Below are 24,854 nucleotides of genomic sequence, written 5' to 3' on the forward strand. Positions count from 1 at the left end.
GAAAGGACTTCATGAAACGTCTGCTGCTACCTGCGGTTATTTCCGCATTGATGATTGCCGAAGTTCACGCTGAGTCCTTCACTATCTCCGATATCCGGGTCAACGGCCTGCAGCGGGTTTCCGCTGGCAGCGTATTCGGCGCATTGCCTTTGAACGTTGGTGAAGCTGCTGACGATACCCGTCTCGTCGATGCAACTCGTGCGCTTTTTCGGACCGGCTTCTTTCAAGATATCCAGCTTGGGCGCGAAGGCGATGTGCTGGTCATCAGCGTAGTCGAGCGGCCGTCGATTTCGGGCATCGAGATCGAAGGTAACAAGGCGATCAAGACCGAGGATCTGCTCTCAGGCCTGCAGCAGTCCGGACTGGCCGAAGGTGAGATTTTTCAGCGTGCCACGCTCGAAGGCGTGCGCAACGAGTTGCAACGCCAGTACGTCGCGCAGGGCCGCTACTCGGCAACCATCGAGACAGAAGTTGTCGCCCAGCCGCGCAATCGTGTTGCGCTGAAGATCAAGATCAACGAAGGCTCGGTTGCGGCCATCAAGCACGTCAACATCGTTGGTAACTCTGTGTTTGCCGACGAAGACCTGGTCGATCTTTTCGAGTTGAAAACGACCAATTGGCTCTCTTTCTTCCGCAACGACGACAAATACGCTCGTGAAAAGCTGTCCGGTGACCTGGAGCGGCTGCGTTCCTACTATCTGGATCGCGGCTACATCAACATGGATATCACCTCGACCCAGGTATCCATCACCCCTGACAAGAAGCATGTCTATGTCACGGTGAATATCGACGAAGGCGAGCGCTATACGGTTCGCGACGTCAAGCTCAGTGGCGATCTCAAGGTGCCGCAGGAAGAGATCGAGGCGCTGCTACTGGCCAAGGAAGGGCAGGTCTTCTCGCGTAAGGTGATGACCACAACTTCCGAATTGATCACCCGGCGGTTGGGTAATGAAGGTTATACCTTCGCCAACGTCAATGGCGTTCCAGAGGCCCACGACGAAGACAATACGGTGTCCATTACCTTTGTCGTCGATCCGGGCAAGCGTGCGTACGTCAACCGCATCAACTTCCGCGGCAATACCAAGACCGAAGACGAAGTGTTGCGTCGCGAGATGCGCCAGATGGAAGGTGGTTGGGCTTCGACCTATCTGATCGACCAATCCAAGACTCGCCTCGAGCGTCTCGGTTTCTTCAAGGAAGTTAACGTTGAGACGCCCCAGGTCCCGGGCACGGATGATCAGATCGACGTTAACTACAGTGTCGAAGAGCAGCCGTCCGGTTCGATCATGGCCAGCATCGGTTTTGCGCAGAATGCCGGTCTGATCCTTGGTGGCTCCATCAGCCAGAACAACTTCCTCGGTACCGGCAATCGCGTGTCGCTAGGTCTGACCCGCAGCGAGTACCAGTCGCGTTACAACTTCGGTTTTGTGGACCCCTACTGGACCGAAGATGGTGTCAGTCTCGGCTATAACGCCTTCTATCGCACCACTGATTACGATGAGCTGGACTATGACGTCTCCAGTTACTCGGTGGACAGTCTGGGTGGTGGCATCAATATTGGCTATCCGATCAGCGAAACCTCGCGGCTGTCCTTCGGCTTGACCGTACAGCAGGACGATCTGGATACCGGCCGCTACACCGTGGATGAGATCTTCGATTTCATGGAGGAGGAGGGCGACAGCTTCCTCAACTTCAAAGCGTCGGTAGGCTGGTCGGAATCGACGCTTAACCGCGGTGTGCTTGCTACGCGTGGCCACTCTCAGAGCCTGGTTTTCGAAACCACCATTCCGGGTAGTGATCTGTCGTTCTACAAACTTGACTACAACGGCCAGCTGTTCGTGCCGATGAGCAAGGACTACACCCTGCGCATGCATACACGCCTGGGTTACGGCGACGCCTACGGCTCGACTTCAAGTCTGCCGTTCTACGAACATTACTACGCAGGCGGCTTCAATTCTGTACGGGGTTTCGAAGACAGCAGTCTTGGACCACGTAGCACGCCGAGCGATGGCACGCGTCCGGGAACTATTGCAGATCCGGATCAGGACCCCTTGCCGTTCGGTGGTAACGTGCTGATTCAGGGGGGGCTGGAAGTGCTCTTCCCAATGCCGTTCGTCAAGGATCAGCGCTCTCTGCGAACCTCCGTATTCTGGGACGTTGGTAACGTGTTCAATACCAATTGTCCGTCAGATGCGGCCAATTGCAGCGATATCGACTTCGGCGACATGGCCAGTTCCGTCGGTGTTGGCTTGACCTGGATTACCGCGATGGGCCCGCTGAGCTTCAGCCTGGCCATGCCGGTGGTTAAGCCCGACGATGCCGATACCCAGGTATTCCAGTTCTCGCTGGGACAAACGTTCTAATATCGCGGCGTTGATGCTGCCGTGTTTTCTTTCAGGAGTGGTGTTTACCGTGCGTAAGTTGACTCAACTGTTTCTCGTCGTTGCCGCGCTGGTAGCGACCCCCGCGTTTGCTGAAATGAAAATTGCGGTCATGAACTATCAGATGGCGCTGCTCGAGTCCGACGCGGCCAAGCGCTACGCAGTCGATGCCGAGAAGAAGTTCGGTCCCCAGCTGAGCAAGCTCAAGACACTGGAAAGCGATGCCAAGCGCATTCAGGACCGTCTGATGAAGGATGGCGACAAGATGCAGCAGGCTGAGCGTGAGCGTCTGGAGCTCGAGTTCAAGCAAAAGGCCCGCGACTTCCAGTTCCAGTCCAAGGAGCTCAACGAATCCAAGGCTGTGGCAGATCGCGACATGCTCAAGCAGCTGAAGCCGAAGCTGGACCAGGCTGTTGAAGAAGTCATCAAAAAAGGCAATTACGATCTGGTGTTCGAGCGCGGTGCCGTGGTGGATGTCAAACCTCAGTTCGACATCACCCGCCAGGTCATCGAGCGCATGAATCAGCTGCGCTGACATGGCAGGCGCAGTTTTTACGCTCGGTCAGCTGGCCGGGGAGCTGGGTGGCAGCCTTCGCGGTGACGCTGCCCTGATCGTCAGTGGACTCGCGACCTTGCAGGAAGCGGGTCCGTCGCAGTTGAGCTTCCTGGCTAATGCCCAGTACCGCAAGTACTTGGCGGCTACTCAGGCCGCTGCAGTCTTGCTGTCCCCGGCGGATGCCGAGGCTTATGACCGTCCGGCTATCATCGTCAGCGACCCCTATCTCGCCTATGCGCGTGCCTCGCACCTGTTCGAGACCCGCCCGCAGACGGCCAGTGGCATCCATCCCACCGCATTGGTAGCGGCCGACGCGCACGTTCACCCATCGGCCAGTATCGGGCCCTATGTGGTGATCGAGTCAGGTGCTTCCATCGAGGCGGATGTGGTGATTGGTGCGCAGTCGTTCATTGGGGCGCGCAGCCGGATCGGCGAAGGCGGGCGACTGGCTCCGCGGGTCACGCTTTATCACGATGTGCTGATAGGCAAGCGCGTGGTGATCCAGTCGGGTGCCGTAATCGGTGGCGAGGGGTTCGGTTTCGCCAAGGAGAAAGGTGCCTGGCAGAAGATTGCACAGATCGGCGGCGTGCGTATCGGCGATGATGTCGAAATCGGCTCCAATACAACCATTGACCGCGGCGCGCTTTCCGACACGCTCATCGGCAATGGCGTGAAGCTGGACAACCAGATCATGATTGCGCACAACGTGCAGGTGGGTGACAACACCGCGATGGCTGGTTGCGCCGGCATATCCGGTAGCACCAAGATCGGGCGCAACTGCATGATCGCTGGTGGGGTCGGCATGGTTGGACACATCGAGGTCTGCGACAACGTGTTCGTGACGGGGATGACCATGGTCACCCGTTCCATTACCGAACCTGGCAGCTATTCCTCCGGCACGGCAATGCAGAATGCGGCCGATTGGAGAAAAAGCGCGGCGCGGATCCGTCAGCTGGACGATATGGCCCGCCGGCTGCAACAGTTGGAGAAAAGCCTGGCCGCCGTGACTCAGGCTCAGAATCCGGCTTCTGATGCCTGAGCTTACCGTCTGATCCGACTTTTTCGGGGTTAATGCACTGTCAGTGCTCGCGCGAGCTTTCAGCGCAGGCTGCCCTATACTTTTTTACAGGCTCTTTCCTGACATGATGGATATCAACGAGATTCGCGAATATTTGCCTCACCGCTACCCGTTCCTGCTGGTGGATCGTGTGACGGAGATGGACCTCGAGGCCAAGCGCGTTCGTGCCTACAAGAACGTCACCATCAATGAGCCGTTCTTCAACGGGCATTTTCCACAGCATCCGATCATGCCGGGAGTGCTGATCATCGAGGCCATGGCTCAGGCTGCCGGCCTGCTCGGCTTCAAGATGATGGGTGTCAAGCCATCCGATGGCACGCTTTACTATTTCGTTGGCTCTGACAAGCTGCGTTTTCGCCAGCCGGTCGTTCCCGGTGATCAGCTGGTCCTGGAGGCTTCTTTCATCAGCGCCAAGCGTGGCATCTGGAAGTTCGATTGCCGCGCCAGCGTCGATGGCAAGCCGGTCTGCTCGGCCGAAATCATCTGCGCGGAACAGAAGATATGAGTTTGATCGACCCTCGCGCCATTATCGACCCTGCGGCCCGGCTGGCGGATGACGTCCAGGTCGGGCCCTGGTCGATCATCGGCGCGGATGTCGAGATTGGCGAAGGTACTGTGATTGCCTCGCACGTGGTCATAAAAGGACCGACTCGCATCGGGCGCCACAATCGCATTTATCAGTTCTCCTCGGTCGGCGAAGATACGCCGGACCTGAAGTACAAAGGCGAGCCGACACGTCTGGTGATTGGCGATCACAACGTGATTCGCGAGGGTGTGACCATCCACCGCGGCACCGTTCAGGATCGATCGGAAACCACTATCGGTAATCACAACCTGATCATGGCCTATGCACACATTGGCCACGACAGCGTGATCGCCAATCATTGCATTCTGGTCAACAACACCGCGTTGGCAGGTCATGTCCATGTAGGCGACTGGGCCATTCTTTCTGGTTACACCCTGGTGCATCAGTTCTGTCATATCGGCGCCCATAGCTTCTCCGGAATGGGCACTGCGATTGGCAAGGATGTGCCAGCGTTTGTCACCGTTTTTGGCAACCCTGCCGAAGCCCGCAGTATGAATTTCGAAGGCATGCGTCGTCGTGGCTTCAGCGCCGAAGCCGTTCATGCCCTGCGCAACGCTTACAAGATCGTCTACCGCAAGGGCCTGACGGTGGAAGCTGCGCTCACCGAGTTGGCTGACAGCGCGGCGGCATTTCCCGAGGTCGCGATCTTCCGCGACTCGATTCAGGCTTCGACTCGTGGCATCACCCGCTGAAATGAGCCAGCCGCTCAGGGTTGCCCTGGTAGCCGGGGAATCCTCCGGTGACATCCTTGGCGCGGGCCTGATGCAGGCGCTGAAGGCTCAGCATGCCGATGTCGAATTCATCGGGGTTGGCGGCTCGCGCATGCAGGCCGAAGGGTTGCAGTCGTACTTTCCGCTCGAGCGTCTAGCCGTGATGGGGCTGGTCGAAGTGCTTGGCCGCTTGCCGGAATTGCTGGCTCGCCGCAAGCGCCTGGTAGACACGCTGATCCAGCAGCGGCCGGATGTATTCATCGGCATCGATGCGCCGGATTTCAATCTCGGGCTTGAGCTCAAGCTGCGCCGTGCCGGAATCAAGACCGTGCACTACGTCAGTCCATCGGTCTGGGCCTGGCGCCAGAAGCGGGTGCTGAAGATACGTGACGCCTGCGATCTGATGCTCACGCTGTTTCCGTTCGAGGCCAAGTTCTACGACGCGCATCAGGTACCGGTCCGCTTCGTCGGCCATCCCCTGGCCGATGCCATTCCACTTTGCGCCGATCGCGCCGCGGCACGGCAAGCACTCGGATTGCCGGCCGATGGCCTGGTCGTGGCGCTGATGCCGGGCAGCAGGGGGGGCGAGGTGGCTCGACTGGGGGATCTGTTCCTTTCCGCCGCCGAGCGGTTGCGTGCCATGCGCCCGGGGATTCGCTTCGTCATGCCTTGCGCCAGCCCTGAGCGGCGGCTGCAACTGGAGCAGATGTTGGTTACGCGTGATCTACCGCTGACCCTGCTCGATGGTCGGTCTCACGACGCGCTGGCGGCTTGCAACGCGGTACTGATTGCCTCAGGCACAGCAACGCTCGAGGCGCTGTTGTTCAAGCGGCCGATGGTTGTGGCCTACAGCGTAGCGCCAATTACTTACCGCATCCTTCGGCGGCTGGTAAAGAGCCCCTATGTCGCGCTTCCCAACCTGCTGGCCCAGCGCCTGCTGGTTCCCGAATTGCTGCAGGACGCCGCGACCCCGGAAGCGCTGGCGCAGTCGCTGTCTCCGCTGCTGGACGATGGTGACGTGCAGACTGAAGGCTTCGACAGTATCCACCGCACCCTGCGCTGCGATGCGTCGAGTCAGGCCGCCGATGCCGTGTTGCGCCTGGTTGGAGTTCGCTGATGCAGTTCGGGCTTGATTTCAATCTGGTCGAAGAGCTGGTCGCCGGCGTAGATGAGGTCGGGCGAGGGCCGCTGTGCGGTCCAGTGGTGACAGCCGCCGTGATTCTCGATCCGGCACGTCCGATCGAAGGCCTGAACGACTCGAAAAAGCTGAGCGAGGCGCGTCGCGAGGCATTGTTCGACGAGATCTGCGAAAAGGCGGTGGCGTGGTGCATTGCCCGAGCCGAGGTTGAAGAAATCGATCAGCTGAACATCCTTCATGCCACAATGCTCGCCATGCAGCGCGCGGTGGAAGGGTTGAGCGTTACGCCGCGGCTGGCGCTGATCGATGGTAATCGCTGCCCGCAACTCAACGTGCCCAGTGCGCCGGTGATCCAGGGTGACGGGCAGGTGCCGGCAATTGCCGCAGCATCCATTCTCGCCAAAGTCAGCCGGGATCGTGAAATGCAGGCGCTCGACCTCTGTTACCCAGGTTACGGGCTGGCCGGGCACAAGGGCTACCCGACTCCCAGTCATCTGGAAGCGCTTCGTCGGCTCGGGCCAACGCCCATCCATCGTCGCTCCTTCGCTCCCGTCCGAGCGATGCTGGAGCAGACGATCGTCGGGGCCGAAGTCCCCATCAGCGTTCTGCTGGTCTAGCCCGCGGCAAGCGATGATCTGCCGCGCGCAGGTCGCGTGTTGTGCGCATCCGGCTCTGCGCGGTCCCCGTTTTACTACGTGATGCCGCTCCCCCAATACCCAGCCGATCTGTGCTTTCCGGTACAATCCCGCGCTCGTCGTTTTGCCAGCTCAAGGTCTGTTCATGCCTGTTTCCTTCGTCCATCTACGTCTGCATACCGAGTACTCGCTGGTCGATGGGCTGGTCCGGGTCAAGCCGCTGATCAAGGCGGTCGCGGCGGGTGGAATGCCGGCTGTGGCGGTAACCGACATGAGCAACATGTGCTCGCTGGTGAAGTTCTACAAGACCGCGCATGGCTCCGGTATCAAGCCGATATGTGGTGCGGACATTTGGATGGCCGGCTGTGATGAGGATGGTCCGCTCAGCCGGTTGACCCTGTTGGCGATGAACCCGAAGGGTTACCGCAATCTCACCGAACTGATTTCTCGCGGCTGGACCGAAGGGCAGCGCAATGACCTGGTGATCATCGAGCGAGACTGGGTCAAGCAGGCCGCCGAAGGCCTGATTGCGCTGTCCGGCGCCAAGGAAGGCGAGGTCGGCCAGGCATTGCTCAATGGTGACGGAGCATTGGCGGAAGCACGTCTGGCCGAATGGCGCGACGTGTTTGCTGATCGCTTCTACCTGGAGATCCAGCGCACCAGTCGGGTCAATGATGAAGAACATCTGCATGCCGCGGTCGCGCTCGCCGACCGTACCGGCACGCCGCTGGTTGCGACCAACGACGTGCGCTTCCTCAAGCAAGAGGATTTCGAGGCGCACGAAACCCGCGTGTGCATCGGCGAAGGCCGCACGCTGGACGATCCGCGGCGGCCGCGTACCTACTCTGATCAGCAGTATCTGAAGACCCCGGCAGAGATGGCCGAGCTGTTCAGCGATCTCCCGGAGGCGCTGGAAAACACCGTCGAGATCGCCAAGCGCTGCAATATCGAAGTGCAGCTGGGCACCTACTTCCTGCCGAACTTCCCCGTGCCCGAGGGCATGACCATCGACGATTACCTGCGTCAGGTGTCTTTCGAGGGGCTGGAAGAACGCCTCGAGGTACTGCTACCCAAGGACACGCCCGACTACGAGGCGAAAAAGCAGGTCTACATCGACCGCCTTGAGTTCGAACTGGGCACCATCATTCAGATGGGCTTCCCCGGTTACTTCCTGATCGTTATGGACTTCATCAAGTGGGCGAAGAACAACGGCGTGCCGGTCGGTCCGGGCCGTGGTTCGGGTGCCGGCTCGCTGGTCGCCTACGTGCTGAAGATCACCGACCTCGATCCGCTGGCCTACGATCTGCTGTTCGAGCGCTTCCTCAACCCCGAACGTATTTCCATGCCCGACTTCGACGTCGACTTCTGCATGGACGGCCGCGACCGGGTAATTGATTACGTGGCCGAGGCGTACGGGCGCAATGCGGTCAGCCAGATCATCACTTTCGGCACCATGGCGGCCAAGGCAGTGGTGCGCGACGTGGCGCGGGTTCAGGGCAAGTCCTATGGCTTGGCTGACCGCCTGTCGAAGATGATCCCTTTCGAGGTGGGCATGACCCTCGAAAAGGCCTACGAAATGGAAGAGCCGCTGCGCGACTTCCTCGCCGTCGACGAGGACGCCCGCGAGATCTGGGAGATGGCGCTCAAGCTCGAAGGCATCACCCGCGGTACCGGCAAGCACGCCGGTGGTGTGGTGATCGCGCCGACCAAGCTGACCGACTTTGCGCCGATCGCCTGTGACGAGGAGGGCGGCGGCCTGGTGACCCAGTTCGACAAGGATGATGTCGAGTCGGCCGGCCTGGTGAAGTTCGACTTCCTCGGTCTGCGTACGCTGACCATCATCAAGTGGGCGCTGGAGACGATCAATCGCGAGCAGGCCAAGAAAGGCCTGGAGCCGATCAACATCGACTTCATTCCGCTGGATGACAAGCCGACCTACCAGTTGCTGCAGAAGGCCGAAACCACCGCTGTATTCCAGCTGGAATCACGCGGCATGAAGGAGCTGATCAAGAAGCTCAAGCCCGACTGCCTGGAAGACCTGATCGCACTGGTGGCGCTGTTCCGTCCCGGTCCGCTGCAGTCGGGCATGGTCGACGACTTCATCAACCGTAAGCACGGGCGCGCCGAAGTCTCCTATCCGCACCCGGACTATCAGTACGCGGGGCTCGAGCCTGTGCTCAAGCCCACCTACGGCATCATCCTGTATCAGGAACAGGTGATGCAGATCGCTCAGGTGATGGCCGGCTACACGCTGGGCGGCGCCGACATGCTGCGCCGGGCGATGGGCAAGAAGAAGCCCGAGGAGATGGCCAAGCAGCGCGGTGGCTTCATCGAAGGCTGCTCGAACAACGGCATCGACAAGGAGCTGTCAGGCAACATCTTCGATCTGGTGGAAAAGTTCGCCGGTTACGGCTTCAACAAATCGCACTCGGCAGCCTATGGCCTGGTTTCCTATCAGACCGCCTGGCTCAAGGCGCATTACCCGTCGCCGTTCATGGCTGCCGTGCTTTCGGCGGATATGCATAACACCGACAAGGTGGTGATCCTGATCGAGGAATGCCGCAGCATGAAGCTGCGCATCGATCCGCCGGATGTGAATGTTTCCGAATTCAAGTTCACCGTGAACGATGACGGTCGTATCGTCTACGGCCTTGGTGCGGTCAAGGGCGTCGGTGAGGGGCCCGTAGAGGCCATCGCCGAATGCCGAGCAGAAGGCGGGCCGTTCAAGGATCTGTTCGATTTCTGCGCGCGTATCGACCTCAAGCGCATCAACAAGCGTACCCTCGAGGCGCTGATCCGTTCCGGTGCGCTGGATCGTCTGGGTCCGTATTTCTTCGAGGAGGCGAAGGCCTATCAGGCCAATATCGACCGCAATCGCGCGGTGTTGCTGGCGGCCATGGAAGAAGCCGTGCAGGCTGCCGAGCAGACGGCGCGCAGCGCGGAAAGTGGGCATATGGACCTGTTTGGTGGCCTCTTTGCCGAGCCGGAGGCCGATGTCTATGCCAATCACCGCAACGCGCGCGAGCTGTCGCTCAAAGAACGTCTGAAGGGCGAGAAAGATACCCTGGGGCTCTATCTCACAGGCCATCCGATCGACGAATACGAAGGCGAGGTGCGGCGCTTTGCCCGTCAGCGCATCATCGATCTGCGTCCGGCGAGAGGGGAGCAGACCATCGCCGGCCTGATCGTCAACCTGCGGGTGATGAAGAACAAGAAAGGCGACAAGATGGGCTTCATCACGCTGGACGATCGCTCCGGGCGTATCGAGGCTTCGCTGTTCGCCGAGGCGTTCAACTCCGCGCAGGCCCTGCTGCAGACCGATGCGCTGGTTGTGGTAGAGGGCGAGGTCAGCAATGACGATTTCTCCGGCGGCCTGCGCCTGCGGGCCAAGCGTGTGATGAGTCTGGAAGAGGCGCGTACCGGGCTTGCCGAAAGCCTGCGGGTGAAGGTCGCTGGCGAGGCGCTCAGGGGCGAGCGCATGCGCTGGTTGGCTGAGGTTTGTGGTCGTCATCGCGGCGCCTGCCCGATCACGCTGGAATACACTGGGCGCGATGCGCGCGCCCTGCTGCAGTTCGGTGAAGAGTGGCGGATCGACCCGGCCGACAACTTGATTCAGGCATTGCGTGACCAGTTCGGACGCGACAACGTCTTTCTGCAATACCGATAGAGGGCGGACGCCTGGAAAGTTGCGCGCGCGCGCTTTCCGAGCCAAGGCCCGAACGGCCCGGTGATGACCGGGTCATGGTTCAGAACAATTTTTGTTCGACCTGAATGCGCCTCTCCCGTAAGGTAAGGCGCAAAAAACGGAACAGCCTCCCGGCCGCCTGGCCGTCGACGCATGACGGATGCCTATGAACCCGAATTTCCTGGATTTCGAACAGCCGATCGCCGACCTGCAAGCCAAGATCGAAGAATTGCGCCTGGTTGGTAACGATAACTCGCTGAACATCGGCGATGAGATTGCCCGCCTGCAGGACAAGAGCGAATCGCTCACCGAAAGCATTTTCGGCAATCTGACCAGCTGGCAGATCGCCCGCCTGGCCCGCCACCCGCAGCGCCCCTATACCCTCGATTACATCAATCACCTGTTTACCGAGTTCGAAGAGCTGCACGGTGATCGGCACTTCTCCGATGATGCGGCGATTGTTGGCGGTACCGCGCGTCTGGACGGTCAGCCGGTGATGATCATCGGTCATCAGAAGGGTCGTGAGGTACGCGAGAAGGTACGCCGTAACTTCGGCATGCCGCGCCCCGAGGGTTACCGCAAGGCCTGCCGTCTGATGGAGATGGCCGAGCGCTTCAAGATGCCGATCCTCACCTTTATCGATACACCCGGCGCTTATCCGGGTATCGACGCCGAAGAGCGCAACCAGAGCGAGGCCATTGCCTGGAACCTGCGCGTGATGGCGCGGCTGAAGACTCCGATCATCGCCACCGTGATTGGTGAGGGCGGTTCTGGTGGCGCGCTGGCCATCGGCGTTTGCGACCAGCTGAACATGCTGCAGTATTCCACCTACGCGGTGATTTCACCGGAAGGCTGCGCGTCGATTCTCTGGCGCACAGCCGAGAAGGCACCGGAAGCTGCCGAGGCCATGGGTGTGACGGCTGAGCGCCTGAAGGATCTGGGTATCGTCGACAAGGTGATCCCCGAGCCGCTGGGTGGCGCCCATCGCAACCCGGCCGTTATGGCCGCCGCCATGCGCGAGCAGCTCAACAGTCAGCTGCACATGCTCAAGTCGCTGGATACCGATGCGCTGCTGGCGCGTCGCTATGAGCGCCTGATGAGCTACGGTATCGCCTGATCCATCGCGCCAGCCAAGTGTCTCGATCGGTGGCCCGAAGCGAGACGCTTGGCTGTATGTTGTGGTTACCGCTTCCCCTCGCTGCTTGCCCCGCTGAGCTTTATGCTTGCTGACAATGTCGGTTCTCGAAGCGCTCGCATGTCCCTCGATTCCCTCCTGCTTTCCGCGCTCGCGCCTTGGCGTAGCTCACCGACGTGGTGGGTGGCGTTTTCTGGCGGTCTTGATTCGACCGTTCTCCTGCATTTGTTGGCTCGGCTGGCTGATCGACATGAGCTGCCGGTCATCCGTGCAATCCATGTGCACCACGGCCTGCAGGCCATTGCGGACGATTGGCCGGCGCACTGCCAACGCACCTGCGACGAGCTTGGCGTCGCGCTAAGCGTTATCCAGGTGCAAGTCGGATCTGGCGCCAGTGTCGAGCAGGCTGCCCGCAATGCCCGTTACCAGGCGTTTAGCCAGTGTCTGAGCGAAGATGAGCTGTTGCTGACCGGCCAGCACCGTGACGATCAGGCCGAAACGGTGCTGTTCCGTCTTTTGCGCGGTGCGGGCGTGCGCGGCTTGGCCGCTATGCCTGGCGAGCGCCCGCTTGGGCATGGCAGGCTGGTTCGTCCTCTGCTCGGTGTGCCGCGGGACGAGCTGGAGGCTTATGCGGAGCGCAACGCCTTGACCTGGGTGGAGGACCCCAGCAACCAGCAGTACGCTCACACGCGCAATTATCTGCGTCGGGAAATACTCCCTCTTCTAGGACAGCGCTGGCCGCGGGCCATATCGGCTCTGGCAAGAACCGCTACGCATATGGCAGAAGCGCAGCAGCTGCTGGATGAACTGGCGCAGCAGGATCTCGCTGCCGCGAAGGCGGCGGATAGCCTTAGTTGGCTAAACCTGCCCAGCCTCGCGTTGCCCGCGTTGCGCGCTCTGACGCCAGTGCGGCAGCGCAATGCGTTGCGCTACTGGTTGGCCGGGCTGACCTTGGCGCCAGATGAAGCCCACTGGGCTGGATGGATATCCGTGCGCGACGCCAAGCCGGATGCCACGCCTCGCTGGCGCTTGGTCGGCGGCGAGCTGCAGCGTTATGGAGATCGGATCTGGTGGTTGCCGGAGGCCTGGCTAGAGCCGCCTGTCGCACCGGTTGATTGGCCTGATTCGACTGCTCGTCTGGCACTCCCTGGTAATGGCACGCTGCGAATGGAAGGCGCAACGCCCTCAGGCATGCTGCGGGTTTGCTATCGCCAGGGCGGCGAAGCAATGCTGGTGGCTGGGCGCGGTCGGCGCGACCTCAAGCGTCTGTTGAACGAAGCCGGAGTGCCGGCCTTTGTGCGCGCGCGGTTGCCATTGCTGTATTGCGATGAAGAGCTGGTCGCGGTGGCCAACCTGCCGCAGCTGAGCAAAGGCGGCGTTGCACTTGATTGGTGCGTCCCAGAGTTCTAAGTGGTTTGAGCTGATAAGGCCTTTCCGGTAGACTACGCTCCCGTCTCAATACAGCTTCTGCGGTTTCTTCGAATCCGTGGCAGTTGCGCTATTGCCGCACGCGAGCAATGGCACCTTCGCTTTCCCCCGGCGGCGCCAGCCGCTTAACGCAGACTTCTAGGGTTTTTCATGACGCGCTACATCTTCGTCACGGGTGGTGTTGTTTCTTCATTGGGGAAAGGCATCGCCTCGGCTTCATTGGCGGCCATCCTGGAGGCGCGGGGCCTGAAGGTCACGATGCTCAAGCTTGACCCTTACATCAACGTCGATCCGGGCACCATGAGCCCGTTCCAGCACGGTGAGGTGTTCGTCACTCATGACGGCGCCGAGACCGATCTCGATCTGGGGCACTACGAGCGGTTCATCCGCACCCGCATGACCCAGAACAACAACTTCACCACCGGTCGCGTCTACGAAGACGTGCTGCGCCGCGAGCGCCGTGGTGATTACCTGGGGGCGACCATCCAGGTCATTCCGCATATCACCGACGAGATCAAGCGTCGCATCATCAAGGGCGCCGGCGATGCCGACGTGGCCCTGGTGGAAGTTGGCGGCACCGTTGGCGATATCGAATCGCAGCCATTCCTCGAGGCGATTCGCCAGCTGCGCGTGGAAGTGGGCGCCAAGCGCGCCATGCTGATGCACCTGACGCTGGTGCCGTATATCGCCACCGCCGGTGAGACCAAGACCAAGCCGACCCAGCATTCGGTGAAGGAGCTGCGCTCCATCGGCCTTCAGCCTGACGTACTGGTCTGCCGCTCCGATCGTGCCATTGATGTTTCTTCGCGCCGCAAGATCGCGCTGTTCACCAACGTCGAAGAGCGCGCAGTGATCAGCCTGCCGGACGCCGATACCATCTACAAGATTCCGGGCATCCTGCATGCTCAGGGCCTGGATGACTACGTGGTAGAGCGCTTCGGCCTGGAGTGCCGCGGTGCCGATCTTTCCGAGTGGGACCGGGTGGTGGACGCCAAGCTGCACCCGGAGAAGGAAGTCACCATCGCCATGGTCGGCAAGTACATGGAACTTCTGGACGCCTACAAATCTCTGATCGAGGCGATGAGCCACGCTGGCATCCAGAGCCGTACCAAAGTGAACCTGCGCTATATCGACTCCGAAGACATCGAGAATCAGGGCACTGGCCTGCTGGAAGATGTCGACGCCATTCTCGTGCCCGGCGGCTTCGGTCTGCGCGGTGTCGAGGGCAAGATTGCAACGGTGCGTTATGCGCGGGAGAACAAGATTCCGTATCTGGGTATCTGCCTGGGTATGCAGGTCGCAGTCATCGAGTTCGCTCGTGACGTGCTGGGCTGGTCCGACGCGAACTCCACCGAGTTCGACAAGGACAGTGCGCACCCAGTAGTCGGTCTGATCACCGAATGGGAAGACGCCAGCGGCGCCGTGGAAACCCGCAGCGATAATTCCGATCTGGGTGGCACCATGCGCCTCGGTGCCCAGGAGTGCGGTCTCGAAGCCGGCTCCAAGGTGTTCGAGTGCTACGGCCAGGAGCGCATCGTCGAGCGCCATCGTCATCGTTACGAAGTGAACAACAATCTGCTGCCGCAACTGCAGGCAGCAGGGCTGAAGATTACCGGGCGCTCCGGTGACGGCGCGCTGGTGGAAGTGGTCGAGGCACCGGATCACCCCTGGTTCGTCGCCTGTCAGTTCCACCCTGAATTCACCTCCACGCCACGTGACGGTCATCCGCTGTTCAGCGGTTTCGTCAAAGCGGCGCTGGAACACAAGGCGAAGAAGGCATGAGCCAGAAGACCATCCGCGTAGGCAGCATCGAGATCGCCAACGACAAGCCGTTCGTGCTGTTCGGTGGTATCAATGTCCTCGAGTCGCGTGACCTCGCGATGCAGGCCTGTGAAGAGTACGTGCGGGTGACCGAGAAACTCGGCATTCCCTATGTGTTCAAGGCCAGCTTCGACAAGGCCAATCGCTCCTCGATTACCTCTTTCCGTGGCCCTGGCCTGGAAGAGGGGATGAAGATCTTCGAGGAAGTGAAGAAGACCTTCGGCGTGCCGGTCATCACCGATGTGCACGAGCCCTGGCAGGCGCAGCCGGTTGCCGAGGTTTGCGACATCATCCAGCTGCCGGCCTTCCTCTCCCGGCAAACCGATCTGGTGGTGGCGATGGCCAAGACCGGCGCGGTGATCAATATCAAGAAGGCCCAGTTCCTGGCGCCGCAGGAGATGAAGCACATCCTGCGCAAGTGCGAAGAAGCCGGTAACGACCAGCTGATCCTCTGCGAGCGCGGCTCATCCTTCGGCTACAACAATCTGGTCGTCGACATGCTCGGCTTCGGCGTCATGAAGCAGTTCGAATACCCGGTGTTCTTCGATGTCACCCACGCGTTGCAGATGCCGGGTGGTCGTTCGGATTCCGCCGGTGGTCGTCGCGCCCAGGTCACCGATCTGGCCAAGGCCGGCCTGTCCCAGGGGCTGGCCGGGCTGTTCCTCGAAGCGCATCCCGATCCGGACAACGCCAAGTGCGACGGCCCGTGCGCGCTGCGCCTGAACAAGCTCGAGCCTTTCCTCACCCAGCTCAAGCAGCTGGATGATCTCGTCAAGAATTTCCCGCCAATCGAAACTGCTTGAAGCCTTGCAGCTATCTACGGAGTGTTAACAACAATGGCAAAGATCGTCGACATCAAAGGGCGTGAAGTTCTCGATTCCCGTGGCAACCCCACCGTGGAAGCCGACGTGATCCTGGACAATGGCATCATCGGCAGCGCCTGCGCGCCGTCCGGTGCCTCCACCGGTTCCCGTGAGGCTCTGGAACTGCGTGATGGCGACAAGAGCCGTTACCTGGGCAAAGGCGTACTGACTGCCGTTGCCAATGTAAACGGCCCGATCCGTGAGCTGCTTCTGGGCAAGGATCCGCTCGATCAGAAAGCGCTGGACCAGGCGATGATCGAACTCGACGGGACCGAGAACAAGGGCAAGCTGGGTGCCAACGCTATCCTTGCCGTGTCGCTGGCTGCTGCGAAGGCCGCTGCCCAAGCCAAGGGCGTACCGCTGTACGCCCACATTGCTGATCTGAACGGCACTCCGGGCGTCTACTCCATGCCGGTACCGATGATGAACATCATCAACGGTGGCGAACACGCCGATAACAATGTCGACATCCAGGAATTCATGGTTCAGCCGGTCGGCGCCAAGACCTTTGCCGATGCGCTGCGCATGGGTGCGGAGATCTTCCACCACCTGAAGGCTGTGCTGAAGGCTCGTGGTCTGAGCACCTCCGTGGGTGACGAGGGTGGTTTCGCACCGAACCTGGCTTCCAACGAGGACGCCCTGGCGGCGATCGCCGAGGCCGTGGCCAACGCCGGCTACAAGCTGGGCGGCGACGTCACGCTGGCTCTGGACTGCGCGTCCTCCGAGTTCTTCAAGGATGGCAAGTACGACCTGGCCGGCGAAGGCAAGGTGTTCGACGCCGCTGGATTTGCCGACTACCTGGCCGGTCTGAGCCAGCGCTATCCAATCATCTCCATTGAAGATGGCATGGACGAGTCCGACTGGGCCGGTTGGAAGGTGCTGACCGACAAGATCGGCGACAAGGTCCAGCTGGTCGGTGATGACCTGTTCGTTACCAACACCAAGATTCTCAAGCGCGGCATCGACGAGAAGATCGGCAACTCGATCCTGATCAAGTTCAACCAGATCGGCTCGCTGACCGAAACCCTGGAAGCCATCCAGATGGCCAAGGCCGCCGGTTACACCGCGGTGATTTCGCACCGTTCCGGTGAAACCGAAGACAGCACCATTGCCGACCTGGCTGTGGGTACTGCTGCTGGTCAGATCAAGACCGGTTCGCTGTGCCGCTCGGATCGCGTTTCCAAGTACAACCAGCTGCTGCGTATCGAGGAGCAGCTGGCCGGCAAGGCGCCCTACAAAGGCCGTGCCGAATTCCGCGGCTGATCAGCGGCAATTAAAAAAGGGCGGCGCGAGTCGCCCTTTTTTGTTTCAATCGGCGGCGTGTCGGCGCAATCGTTATTGCACCGCGCAAGCCACTCGCATCCCGATACCCGAATCACAGCCGAAGTCGTTTCATGCCTTCTATGCGTCGCCCCTACTGGTTGTTCGTCGTGCTGCTCCTGCTTCTTGGTGGGCTGCAGTACCGTCTCTGGGTGGGCGAGGGCAGCCTGGCGCAGGTCAACAGTCTGAACAAGCAGATTGCCGAGCAACAGGGTGAGAACGAACGGCTGCTGGAGCGCAATCGGATTCTCGAGGCGGAAGTTCGGGAGCTCAAGCAGGGCATGGAGACCGTCGAGGAGCGTGCCCGTCAGGAGCTCGGCATGGTCAAAGAGGGCGAGACCCTCTTTCAGCTGATCGAATGACCCAGCGCAAGTTGCCCGCGTTCTGGGTGGTCATTCCTGCTGCCGGCGTTGGCAGCCGCATGCGCGCCGACCGTCCGAAGCAGTACCTGCAGCTGGGTGGCCGGAGCATTATCGAGCACACCCTCGATTGTTTTCTCGATCACCCGACGCTTGCCGGCGTGACGGTCTGTATCGCGCCGAACGACCCATATTGGCCGAACCTGCCCTGTGCCAGCGATCCGCGTATCCAGCGCGCAGCAGGTGGCCGCGAGCGTTGTGATTCCGTGCTCAACGGCCTGCGGCGTCTCGGCGAGCTGGGCGCGAATGAGCAGGACTGGGTGCTGGTGCATGACGCGGCACGCCCCAATCTTGCACGGGAGGATCTGGACAGGCTTCTGCTCGAGCTGGCAGGCGATTCGGTTGGCGGTCTGCTGGCAGTGCCCGCACGGGATACGCTTAAGCGGGTAGGGCTGGACGGCCGGGTAGTGGAAACGGTTGATCGCAGCGTCATCTGGCAGGCTTTTACACCGCAGATGTTTCGTTTGGGAATGTTGCGCGGCGCGCTCGAAGGAGCGCTTGACGCAGCTGCGCTGGTGACCGACGAAGCGTCGGCGCTGGAGTGGGCCGGTCACGCACCGAAGGTCGTTGAAGGTCGCGCGGATAACCTGAAGGTGACGCGCCCCGAGGATCTCGACTGGCTGGAACAGCGCTGGGGCGGCGGCCGCGTCGAGTGAAAGCGGGCAGGGTTGCCTGCCCGTCATCCGTCATCAGAACCGATAGATCGCTGCTGCCCCCGTGCCGGTCGGCATGCGTTCGATTGGCACCACGACCACCTCACCGCCTTGTTCCAGCGTCCAGATCGTCAGTTCGTCGAGCAAGTCTGGAGTATTGACGTCACCCTCGGGTGCCGGCGTTGCCGTCCCGTCATTCTTGTCGACGTGTCCCGGAATCTGCCGCTCGGCCTCCACCAGCAGGGTGGCGACCCGGCCCTGGCGAGTGGCCTGGCCGATGTCCTCCAAATGGTCGGACGCCAGCCCTTGACCGTGGGAGGCGCCGAACTGGTCGAGCAGGCCTGCGAGGCGCTTGAGGTAGCGCGGTTGCATGACCATCCAGCTTTTGCTGCGCAGTTCTTCGATGCTCAGTGCGTGCAGGCCCATTTCGATGCCTTCCGGCAGTAGGTTCGGGTTGTGACTGAGACGGCGGAAGTGCGGCTGCTGCTCGGGTAGGGCAGCGAGGATCAGCGGTAGACCTGAAGGTTTGGAGTGATGCTCCAGGATGGTCCGGTCGACCTCGCGGAAGTAGCGATCACGGTCGCGGTCGATTTCGGCCTGTTTACCGCTGCCACCGGCCTCTACCTGCATCGGATCGCCACGTTCGCTGGCGCGACTGTAGCCCTGTGGGAAGCCGCTCTGACCCTTGTCGGTAAGGTCGCTACCAAGAGCATCGGCGAGCGTCTTCGGTACGGCTTCATACAGCTTTACTTCATCCAGCGCATCACGGTTACCCTCGAACAGGCGAACCGAGTCCCGCGACAGGCAAAGAATCTGGTAACGATCAGCCGATTGGGCGATGCGCACCAACGGCTTGAGGTGCATGCGCGAGTTAGCCGCCGCCATCTCGGGCACACTGCGTTGCAGTCGATAGACCTGGAAATAATCTTTCGCGCCAAAGGCTGCAAGCCCATCGAGGTTGTGATTCCAGAAGTCGTTGTTGTCGATCAGCGCGTAGAACGGTTCGAGCAGCGCTGGTGCCTGTTCGGCGTGCCCTTGTTGCTTGAGTGTGTCTTCCAGTTGTCGGACCAGGTGCTTGAAGCGGATCGGGTCCTGCTGGCGCTCCGGAAAGCTGCGATGTGTGGGCTGATAGACGGACAGGCAGGGCCCGTCACGTTGTGCCAGCAGGTTGGTCAGGGTTTCGCGATCGAGCAGTCGGTTCATGCGTGGCCTCCAGTAGCTGTGGTTCGGTCCCTCGCAGAAAGGTCGATGGCTCACTCAATGGCCATCGAGGGCCAGGTCAATGGCGGTTGAGCTTGTCCAATGCGTGACCCAGCGCGTGGTTCAGCTTTTCCGCTGCCCCGTTGATTGCCAAGTCGAGCGTCTCGGCCCTGTGCGTGGCCGAAATGGGGTCGTGACCCTTGACTCGCGCTTCCATCTGGCAGCGCTTGTCCTGGGGACCACTCTTGTTGCTGTTTTCGTCGTTGAGATGAACCTCGACGCGGGTCAGATGATCATCGAAGCGTTCCAGCTCGGTTTCCACCGTTGCCTTGATCCGCTCTTCAAGATCACTGGTAACACTGATGCTGTGGTTGCTGTTCACCAGAACCTGCATGGCTTCCTCCTGATTGCAACGCTGCACCCTTCACAGCACAGGCGGCCCGAAGAGCTGCAGCTACACAAGCTACGACGTGGTGGCGTCTAGCGGGTTCCGCCTCTGTCCTGGCCTCGGACGCGCGGTTCAAGTTCTGTTCAGCTTGGGCCGCCGGCATATTCATGGCGCCTGGCAAGCCCGACCTTGAGCGCTTCGACGAGCAGACGCACCTTTGGCAATGGGTAGCGGCGCTGCGGATAGACCGCCCAGACAGCGGTATCCGGGGGCTGGTTAGCTTCTAACAGGGAAACCAGTTCGCCGCGCTGCAGCGGGCCTTGCACGTAGTAATCCGGCAGCTGGCACAGCCCAAAACCACGCAGGGCTGCATCCAGCACCGCCTCGCCGCTGTTGCAGCGCCAGTTGCCGCTGGGCTTGAAGTGCTGCTCGCGGCCTTCGATCTGAAACGACCAGATGTCGCTCGTGCCGATCAGGCAGTTGTGCCGCGCCAGTTCCGACAATGTATGTGGCCGACCATAGCGCTCGAGATAGTCGGGGGCTGCGCAGAGATACATCGCGCGTGGTGCGATCCTCGTGGCGACCAGGCGCGACTCACCGAGTTTGCCGAGGCGAATCGCCAGGTCGTAGCCCTCTTGCACCAGGTCGAGGGTACGGTTGGTCAGTTCGATATCGACCCGCAGCTGCGGGTGCCTTGCCATGAATTCGTTGACCAGCGGCACGATAAACCGCTCGCCATAGGCCACAGCGGCGGTCATGCGCAACAACCCGGTGGGGGCGCTATGCAGGTCGCTGATGGCAAGAAACGCTTCGTCGCGTTCTTCTATCAGTCGCTGGCAGCGGGCGAAGAAGGTATGACCGGCTTCGGTCAGCGACACGCGGCGCGTGGTGCGATAAAGCAGGCGCGCCTGCAGGCGCTCCTCGAGGCGCGCGATCTGTCGGCTGACATGGGATGACGAGACGCGCAAACGCTTAGCGGCGCGCATGAAGCTGCCGCATTCAGCCACAGCCACGAATTCGTCGAGACCTTCCCAGCGGTTCATGATTACTCCTGATGCAGGGGTTAACAGCGTTGCTTGGACGCGCAGTCGTGGGATTATCCCTGTATGGCAACAATGTTTTCCAGAATCCCCCATCAATCCCTGAATGAGCGTGAATTACACTCTGTGTTTTTCCAGAAACAGTCGAGTGACGTTCATGACCATCAAATCGCGCGCCGCCGTTGCCTTCGGCCCCAACCAGCCCCTGCAGATCGTGGAAGTGGACGTTGCACCGCCCAAAGCCGGCGAGGTGCTGATTCGCATCGTCGCCACCGGTGTTTGCCATACCGACGCCTACACCCTCTCTGGTGAGGATTCGGAAGGCGTCTTTCCCTGCATCCTCGGTCATGAGGGTGGTGGCATCGTCGAGGCGGTGGGCGAGGGCGTCACCTCGGTGGCGGTCGGCGATCATGTGATTCCGCTCTATACCGCCGAATGCCGCGAGTGCAAGTTCTGCAAGTCCGGCAAGACCAACCTGTGCAGCTCCGTACGCGCCACTCAGGGCAAGGGCCTGATGCCCGATGGGACCACCCGCTTCAGCTACAACGGCGAGCCGATCTACCACTATATGGGCTGCTCGACTTTCTCCGAGTACACCGTGCTGCCGGAAGTCTCTGTGGCCAAGATTCCCAAGGAAGCGCCGCTGGAAAAGGTCTGCCTGCTGGGTTGTGGCGTGACCACCGGCATCGGTGCCGTGCTCAATACGGCCAAGGTGGAAGAGGGCGCCACCGTGGCGATCTTCGGCCTCGGCGGCATCGGCCTGGCGGCGATCATCGGCGCGAAGATGGCCAAGGCCAGCCGGATCATCGCCATCGACATCAACCCGGGCAAGTTCGCCATTGCCGAAGAGCTGGGCGCGACCGACTTCGTCAATCCGAAGGATCACGATAAGCCGATCCAGGAAGTCATCGTTGAGATGACCGATGGCGGCGTCGACTATTCCTTCGAGTGCGTCGGCAACGTGCAGCTGATGCGCGCGGCGCTGGAGTGCTGTCACAAGGGTTGGGGCGAGTCGACCATCATCGGCGTCGCCGGTGCGGGGCAGGAAATCAGCACCCGTCCGTTCCAGCTGGTCACCGGACGCGTCTGGCGCGGGTCGGCGTTCGGCGGCGTGAAGGGGCGTACCGAGCTGCCGAGCTATGTGGAGAAGGCGCAGAGCGGCGAGATTCCGCTGGACACCTTCATCACCCACAACCTGCCGCTGGACAAGATCAACGAAGCGTTCGACCTGATGCACGAAGGCAAGAGCATTCGTACCGTCATTCACTTCTGATCCAAGGTGGATAACGCCGTCGTTCGGCGGCTTATCCACCTCGACCGGTGGAGGCCCGCATGGTTTCCACCTCGCGCGAGGCCCGTTCATGACCCTTGAAATCGTTTCCAGCAACAAGAGCTTCGGTGGCTGGCACAAGCGCTACCGCCACCGTTCCAGCAGCCTCAACTGCGACATGGTATTTGCCGTGTTCCTGCCGCCGCAGGCGGAGCAGGGCGAAAAACTGCCGGTGTTGTACTGGCTGTCGGGGTTGACCTGCACCGATGAGAACTTCATGCAGAAGGCCGGAGCGCTGCGCATGGCGGCCGAGCTCGGCCTCATCATCGTCGCGCCAGACACCAGCCCGCGTGGTGCCGGCGTGCCGGATGATCCCGACGGCGCCTGGGACTTCGGCCTGGGTGCCGGCTTCTACCTCAATGCGACGCAAGAGCCCTGGGCACAGCACTACCGGATGTACGACTACGTGGTCGACGAGCTGCCGGCGCTGGTCGAGGCCAATTTTCCGGTCTCCGACCGCCGCGGCATCAGCGGACACTCGATGGGTGGCCATGGCGCGCTGATCTGCGCATTGAAGAATCCGGGTCGCTATCTATCCGTCTCGGCCTTTGCGCCGATCAGCAATCCGCTCAACTGCCCGTGGGGCGAGAAGGCCTTCAGTCGTTATCTGGGCGAGGAGCGTTCGCGCTGGCGCGAGTGGGATGCCTGCGCACTGATTGCCGAGGCGGGCGAGAAGCTGCCGTTGCTGGTCGATCAGGGCGATCGCGATGATTTCATGGAGGGACAGCTCAAACCGCAGGCACTGCAAGCAGCCGCTGCGGCGGCCGGCCATCCGCTGACGCTGCGCATCCAGCCGGGCTACGACCACAGCTACTACTTCATCGCCAGCTTTATCGATGATCACCTGCGTCATCATGCGCAGGCGCTGAAGGCGTAGGGTGGATGACGGCGAAGCCTCATCCACGGGTTGGATTCGGCTCGCCTCGCCCGTCAACACGGCGCAGCCTCAGGCACGACATTTCCGTATGCGCAGGGGGACGAGCGCAGTAGTTAGCCAGAAATAAAAAAGGCCCAACCGGTCTGCCGGTCGGGCCTTCCGTCGCAAGGAGCTAGAGCGACGGATAATCGGTATAGCCCACCGGACCCTGAGCGTAGAACAGCTCCGGCTTGGGCTCGTTCAGCGGCGCGTCCTGGCGCAAGCGCTCGACCAGATCAGGGTTGGCGATGTACGGAATGCCGAATGCGACCGCATCGGCCTTGCCATCAGCCAGCCAGGCGTTGGCCTGCTCTTTGGTGAAGCGCTCGTTGGCGATGTAGACGCCGCCGAAGATCTCTTTCAGTTGCGGGCCAAGGCTGTCTTCGCCGGCCTTTTCGCGGGTGCAGATAAAGGCAACGCCGCGCTTGCCCAGTTCGCGCGCCACATAGCCAAACGTCTCCGCGCGGTTGGAATCGCCCATGTCATGGGAGTCGGCACGCGGCGCCAGGTGTACGCCAACGCGACCGGCACCCCAGACGGAAATGGCGGCATCGGTCACTTCCAGCATCAGCCGTGCGCGATTCTCCAGCGAGCCACCGTAGGCGTCGGTGCGCTTGTTGGTGCTGTCCTGCAGGAACTGGTCGAGCAGGTAGCCATTCGCGCCATGGATTTCCACGCCGTCGAAACCAGCCTCCTTGGCGTTCTCCGCCCCCTTGCGGTAGGCCTCGACGATGGCCGGGATTTCATTGGTTTCCAGGGCACGAGGCGTTTCGTAATCCTTCATCGGGCGAACCAGGCTGACATGGCCGGCCGGTTTGATGGCGCTGGGTGCGACCGGCAGCTGGCCATCGAGATAGATTGGGTCGGAGATGCGGCCTACGTGCCAAAGCTGTAGGACGATCTTGCCGCCCTTGGCATGCACCGCATCGGTGACCTTCTTCCAGCCCTGAACCTGCTCGGCGGTCCATATACCCGGGGTGTCCGGGTAGCCAACACCCATCGGCGTGACTGAAGTGGCTTCGCTAATGATCAGGCCGGCGTCGGCGCGCTGGGCGTAATACTCGGCGATCAGCTCGCCGGGGACGCGGCCGGGCTCGGCGCGGCAGCGCGTCAGCGGTGCCATGATGATGCGGTTGTTCAGTTCCAAATCGCCGATCTTGATCGGGTCGAAAAGCGTGGGCATAGCGATACCGCTCCTTTACTGATGGTGCGAGAAGGGGCTCAGAGTTCCTGGCCGATGCGCTCGACGAAAGCCTGGATGACCGCGTCGTTGCGCTTGAAGAAATGCCACTGGCCGACCTTCTGGCTGGTAACCAGCCCGGCTTTCTGCAAGGTCGCCAGGTGGGCCGATACGGTTGACTGCGACAGGCCGGCACGCTGGTCGATCTGCCCGGCACATACACCGTTCTCCAGCGAGTGGTGCTGCTCGGCGAAGTAGCGCTGCGGCTCCTTGAGCCAGCGCAGAATGTCGCGACGCAACGGGTGGGCGAGGGCCTTGATGATGTCGTCGAAGTCGTCCGGCATGAGTTGGCCTGGGTTGTGTATATCGGAATGAGGCGAACTATATATCGG

The 24,854-nt window shown here is 61.1% G+C and carries 22 protein-coding genes; 17 read left to right on the forward strand and 5 right to left on the reverse strand.

The genetic code is table 11. The annotated features are described in order from the left end of the window. Positions 1–11 precede the first annotated feature (11 nt). The 15 genes from bamA to ispD all read left to right on the forward strand — a co-directional run bounded on the left by bamA (position 12) and on the right by ispD (position 18,411). A complete protein-coding gene (bamA, locus tag BHD08_RS14645; RefSeq protein WP_125023162.1) occupies positions 12–2,363 on the forward strand; it encodes an outer membrane protein assembly factor BamA in 2,352 nt (783 codons plus the stop codon). Positions 2,364–2,412: 49 nt separating this feature from the next. Beyond that, positions 2,413–2,916: an OmpH family outer membrane protein gene (locus tag BHD08_RS14650; protein WP_015277590.1), complete on the forward strand. Its 504-nt coding sequence runs from the start codon at positions 2,413–2,415 to the stop codon at positions 2,914–2,916. A 1-nt stretch (position 2,917) separates the two neighbouring features. Then, complete coding sequence (lpxD, locus tag BHD08_RS14655) at positions 2,918–3,976, forward strand: UDP-3-O-(3-hydroxymyristoyl)glucosamine N-acyltransferase (RefSeq protein ID WP_125023164.1); 1,059 nt, start codon at positions 2,918–2,920, stop codon at positions 3,974–3,976. A 103-nt stretch (positions 3,977–4,079) separates the two neighbouring features. Beyond that, complete coding sequence (gene fabZ / locus BHD08_RS14660; RefSeq protein ID WP_015277588.1) at positions 4,080–4,520, forward strand: 3-hydroxyacyl-ACP dehydratase FabZ; 441 nt, start codon at positions 4,080–4,082, stop codon at positions 4,518–4,520. Continuing rightward, complete coding sequence (gene lpxA, locus BHD08_RS14665; RefSeq protein ID WP_125023316.1) at positions 4,517–5,293, forward strand: acyl-ACP--UDP-N-acetylglucosamine O-acyltransferase; 777 nt, start codon at positions 4,517–4,519, stop codon at positions 5,291–5,293. The genes fabZ and lpxA overlap by 4 nt, the downstream gene beginning before the upstream one ends. Position 5,294: 1 nt before the next feature. Then, on the forward strand, positions 5,295–6,428 hold the full coding sequence (gene lpxB, locus BHD08_RS14670; RefSeq protein WP_125023317.1) for a lipid-A-disaccharide synthase: 1,134 nt from the start codon (positions 5,295–5,297) through the stop codon (positions 6,426–6,428). Next, positions 6,428–7,066: a ribonuclease HII gene (rnhB, locus tag BHD08_RS14675; protein ID WP_125023166.1), complete on the forward strand. Its 639-nt coding sequence runs from the start codon at positions 6,428–6,430 to the stop codon at positions 7,064–7,066. The genes lpxB and rnhB overlap by 1 nt, the downstream gene beginning before the upstream one ends. 163 nt (positions 7,067–7,229) lie before the next feature. Then, a complete protein-coding gene (gene dnaE / locus BHD08_RS14680) occupies positions 7,230–10,751 on the forward strand; it encodes a DNA polymerase III subunit alpha (protein WP_125023168.1) in 3,522 nt (1,173 codons plus the stop codon). A 184-nt stretch (positions 10,752–10,935) separates the two neighbouring features. Continuing rightward, positions 10,936–11,886: an acetyl-CoA carboxylase carboxyltransferase subunit alpha gene (locus tag BHD08_RS14685; protein WP_014819915.1), complete on the forward strand. Its 951-nt coding sequence runs from the start codon at positions 10,936–10,938 to the stop codon at positions 11,884–11,886. 138 nt (positions 11,887–12,024) lie between these two features. After that, positions 12,025–13,314 (forward strand): tRNA lysidine(34) synthetase TilS, encoded by a 1,290-nt coding sequence (gene tilS / locus BHD08_RS14690; RefSeq protein WP_125023170.1) that lies wholly within the window; start codon positions 12,025–12,027, stop codon positions 13,312–13,314. A gap of 168 nt (positions 13,315–13,482) precedes the next feature. Continuing rightward, positions 13,483–15,114, forward strand: a complete 1,632-nt coding sequence (locus BHD08_RS14695) for a CTP synthase (RefSeq protein ID WP_125023172.1) — start codon at positions 13,483–13,485, stop codon at positions 15,112–15,114. Then, complete coding sequence (gene kdsA, locus BHD08_RS14700; RefSeq protein ID WP_015277581.1) at positions 15,111–15,956, forward strand: 3-deoxy-8-phosphooctulonate synthase; 846 nt, start codon at positions 15,111–15,113, stop codon at positions 15,954–15,956. The genes BHD08_RS14695 and kdsA overlap by 4 nt, the downstream gene beginning before the upstream one ends. 33 nt (positions 15,957–15,989) lie before the next feature. After that, entirely contained in the window at positions 15,990–17,279 is a 1,290-nt protein-coding gene (gene eno, locus BHD08_RS14705; RefSeq protein WP_125023174.1) for a phosphopyruvate hydratase, read from the forward strand. Between the two features lie 140 nt (positions 17,280–17,419). Then, positions 17,420–17,698 carry a cell division protein FtsB gene (gene ftsB, locus BHD08_RS14710; protein WP_041756694.1) on the forward strand — a complete coding sequence of 93 codons (279 nt, stop codon included), beginning with the start codon at positions 17,420–17,422 and terminating at the stop codon, positions 17,696–17,698. Beyond that, on the forward strand, positions 17,695–18,411 hold the full coding sequence (gene ispD, locus BHD08_RS14715; protein ID WP_125023176.1) for a 2-C-methyl-D-erythritol 4-phosphate cytidylyltransferase: 717 nt from the start codon (positions 17,695–17,697) through the stop codon (positions 18,409–18,411). The genes ftsB and ispD overlap by 4 nt, the downstream gene beginning before the upstream one ends. Before the next feature lie 33 nt (positions 18,412–18,444). Here the strand turns inward: ispD and BHD08_RS14720 are convergent, their stop codons facing one another. The 3 genes from BHD08_RS14720 to BHD08_RS14730 form a co-directional block, all read right to left on the reverse strand. Then, positions 18,445–19,611: a hypothetical protein gene (locus tag BHD08_RS14720; protein ID WP_125023178.1), complete on the reverse strand. Its 1,167-nt coding sequence runs from the start codon at positions 19,609–19,611 to the stop codon at positions 18,445–18,447. Between the two features lie 76 nt (positions 19,612–19,687). Further along, entirely contained in the window at positions 19,688–20,002 is a 315-nt protein-coding gene (locus BHD08_RS14725; RefSeq protein ID WP_015277576.1) for an HPF/RaiA family ribosome-associated protein, read from the reverse strand. A 137-nt stretch (positions 20,003–20,139) separates the two neighbouring features. Further along, positions 20,140–21,039, reverse strand: a complete 900-nt coding sequence (locus BHD08_RS14730) for a LysR substrate-binding domain-containing protein (RefSeq protein ID WP_015277575.1) — start codon at positions 21,037–21,039, stop codon at positions 20,140–20,142. 154 nt (positions 21,040–21,193) lie between these two features. Between BHD08_RS14730 and BHD08_RS14735 the strand changes: the two genes are divergently transcribed. Both BHD08_RS14735 and fghA read left to right on the forward strand, forming a co-directional pair. Continuing rightward, positions 21,194–22,309 (forward strand): S-(hydroxymethyl)glutathione dehydrogenase/class III alcohol dehydrogenase, encoded by a 1,116-nt coding sequence (locus BHD08_RS14735; protein WP_015277574.1) that lies wholly within the window; start codon positions 21,194–21,196, stop codon positions 22,307–22,309. Between the two features lie 88 nt (positions 22,310–22,397). Then, entirely contained in the window at positions 22,398–23,243 is an 846-nt protein-coding gene (fghA, locus tag BHD08_RS14740; RefSeq protein ID WP_015277573.1) for an S-formylglutathione hydrolase, read from the forward strand. Positions 23,244–23,415: 172 nt separating this feature from the next. Here the strand turns inward: fghA and BHD08_RS14745 are convergent, their stop codons facing one another. Further along, a complete protein-coding gene (locus tag BHD08_RS14745) occupies positions 23,416–24,465 on the reverse strand; it encodes an alkene reductase (RefSeq protein WP_015277572.1) in 1,050 nt (349 codons plus the stop codon). A gap of 38 nt (positions 24,466–24,503) precedes the next feature. After that, on the reverse strand, positions 24,504–24,806 hold the full coding sequence (locus BHD08_RS14750; RefSeq protein ID WP_015277571.1) for a helix-turn-helix transcriptional regulator: 303 nt from the start codon (positions 24,804–24,806) through the stop codon (positions 24,504–24,506). Between the last annotated feature and the right edge of the window lie 48 nt (positions 24,807–24,854).

Source organism: Pseudomonas sp. SCT (genome assembly GCF_003864275.1).
Lineage (GTDB): Bacteria > Pseudomonadota > Gammaproteobacteria > Pseudomonadales > Pseudomonadaceae > Stutzerimonas > Stutzerimonas stutzeri_AE.

Bases quoted from the DNA above. Each gene is read 5' to 3' on its own strand.
- bamA (WP_125023162.1), top strand. From the start codon at position 12: ATGAAACGTCTGCTGCTACCTGCGGTTATTTCCGCATTGATGATTGCC.
- lpxD (WP_125023164.1), top strand. From the start codon at position 2,918: ATGGCAGGCGCAGTTTTTACGCTCGGTCAGCTGGCCGGGGAGCTGGGT.
- fabZ (WP_015277588.1), top strand. From the start codon at position 4,080: ATGATGGATATCAACGAGATTCGCGAATATTTGCCTCACCGCTACCCG.
- lpxA (WP_125023316.1), top strand. From the start codon at position 4,517: ATGAGTTTGATCGACCCTCGCGCCATTATCGACCCTGCGGCCCGGCTG.
- lpxB (WP_125023317.1), top strand. From the start codon at position 5,295: ATGAGCCAGCCGCTCAGGGTTGCCCTGGTAGCCGGGGAATCCTCCGGT.
- rnhB (WP_125023166.1), top strand. From the start codon at position 6,428: ATGCAGTTCGGGCTTGATTTCAATCTGGTCGAAGAGCTGGTCGCCGGC.
- dnaE (WP_125023168.1), top strand. From the start codon at position 7,230: ATGCCTGTTTCCTTCGTCCATCTACGTCTGCATACCGAGTACTCGCTG.
- BHD08_RS14685 (WP_014819915.1), top strand. From the start codon at position 10,936: ATGAACCCGAATTTCCTGGATTTCGAACAGCCGATCGCCGACCTGCAA.
- tilS (WP_125023170.1), top strand. From the start codon at position 12,025: ATGTCCCTCGATTCCCTCCTGCTTTCCGCGCTCGCGCCTTGGCGTAGC.
- BHD08_RS14695 (WP_125023172.1), top strand. From the start codon at position 13,483: ATGACGCGCTACATCTTCGTCACGGGTGGTGTTGTTTCTTCATTGGGG.
- kdsA (WP_015277581.1), top strand. From the start codon at position 15,111: ATGAGCCAGAAGACCATCCGCGTAGGCAGCATCGAGATCGCCAACGAC.
- eno (WP_125023174.1), top strand. From the start codon at position 15,990: ATGGCAAAGATCGTCGACATCAAAGGGCGTGAAGTTCTCGATTCCCGT.
- ftsB (WP_041756694.1), top strand. From the start codon at position 17,420: ATGCGTCGCCCCTACTGGTTGTTCGTCGTGCTGCTCCTGCTTCTTGGT.
- ispD (WP_125023176.1), top strand. From the start codon at position 17,695: ATGACCCAGCGCAAGTTGCCCGCGTTCTGGGTGGTCATTCCTGCTGCC.
- BHD08_RS14720 (WP_125023178.1), bottom strand. From the start codon at position 19,611: ATGAACCGACTGCTCGATCGCGAAACCCTGACCAACCTGCTGGCACAA.
- BHD08_RS14725 (WP_015277576.1), bottom strand. From the start codon at position 20,002: ATGCAGGTTCTGGTGAACAGCAACCACAGCATCAGTGTTACCAGTGAT.
- BHD08_RS14730 (WP_015277575.1), bottom strand. From the start codon at position 21,039: ATGAACCGCTGGGAAGGTCTCGACGAATTCGTGGCTGTGGCTGAATGC.
- BHD08_RS14735 (WP_015277574.1), top strand. From the start codon at position 21,194: ATGACCATCAAATCGCGCGCCGCCGTTGCCTTCGGCCCCAACCAGCCC.
- fghA (WP_015277573.1), top strand. From the start codon at position 22,398: ATGACCCTTGAAATCGTTTCCAGCAACAAGAGCTTCGGTGGCTGGCAC.
- BHD08_RS14745 (WP_015277572.1), bottom strand. From the start codon at position 24,465: ATGCCCACGCTTTTCGACCCGATCAAGATCGGCGATTTGGAACTGAAC.
- BHD08_RS14750 (WP_015277571.1), bottom strand. From the start codon at position 24,806: ATGCCGGACGACTTCGACGACATCATCAAGGCCCTCGCCCACCCGTTG.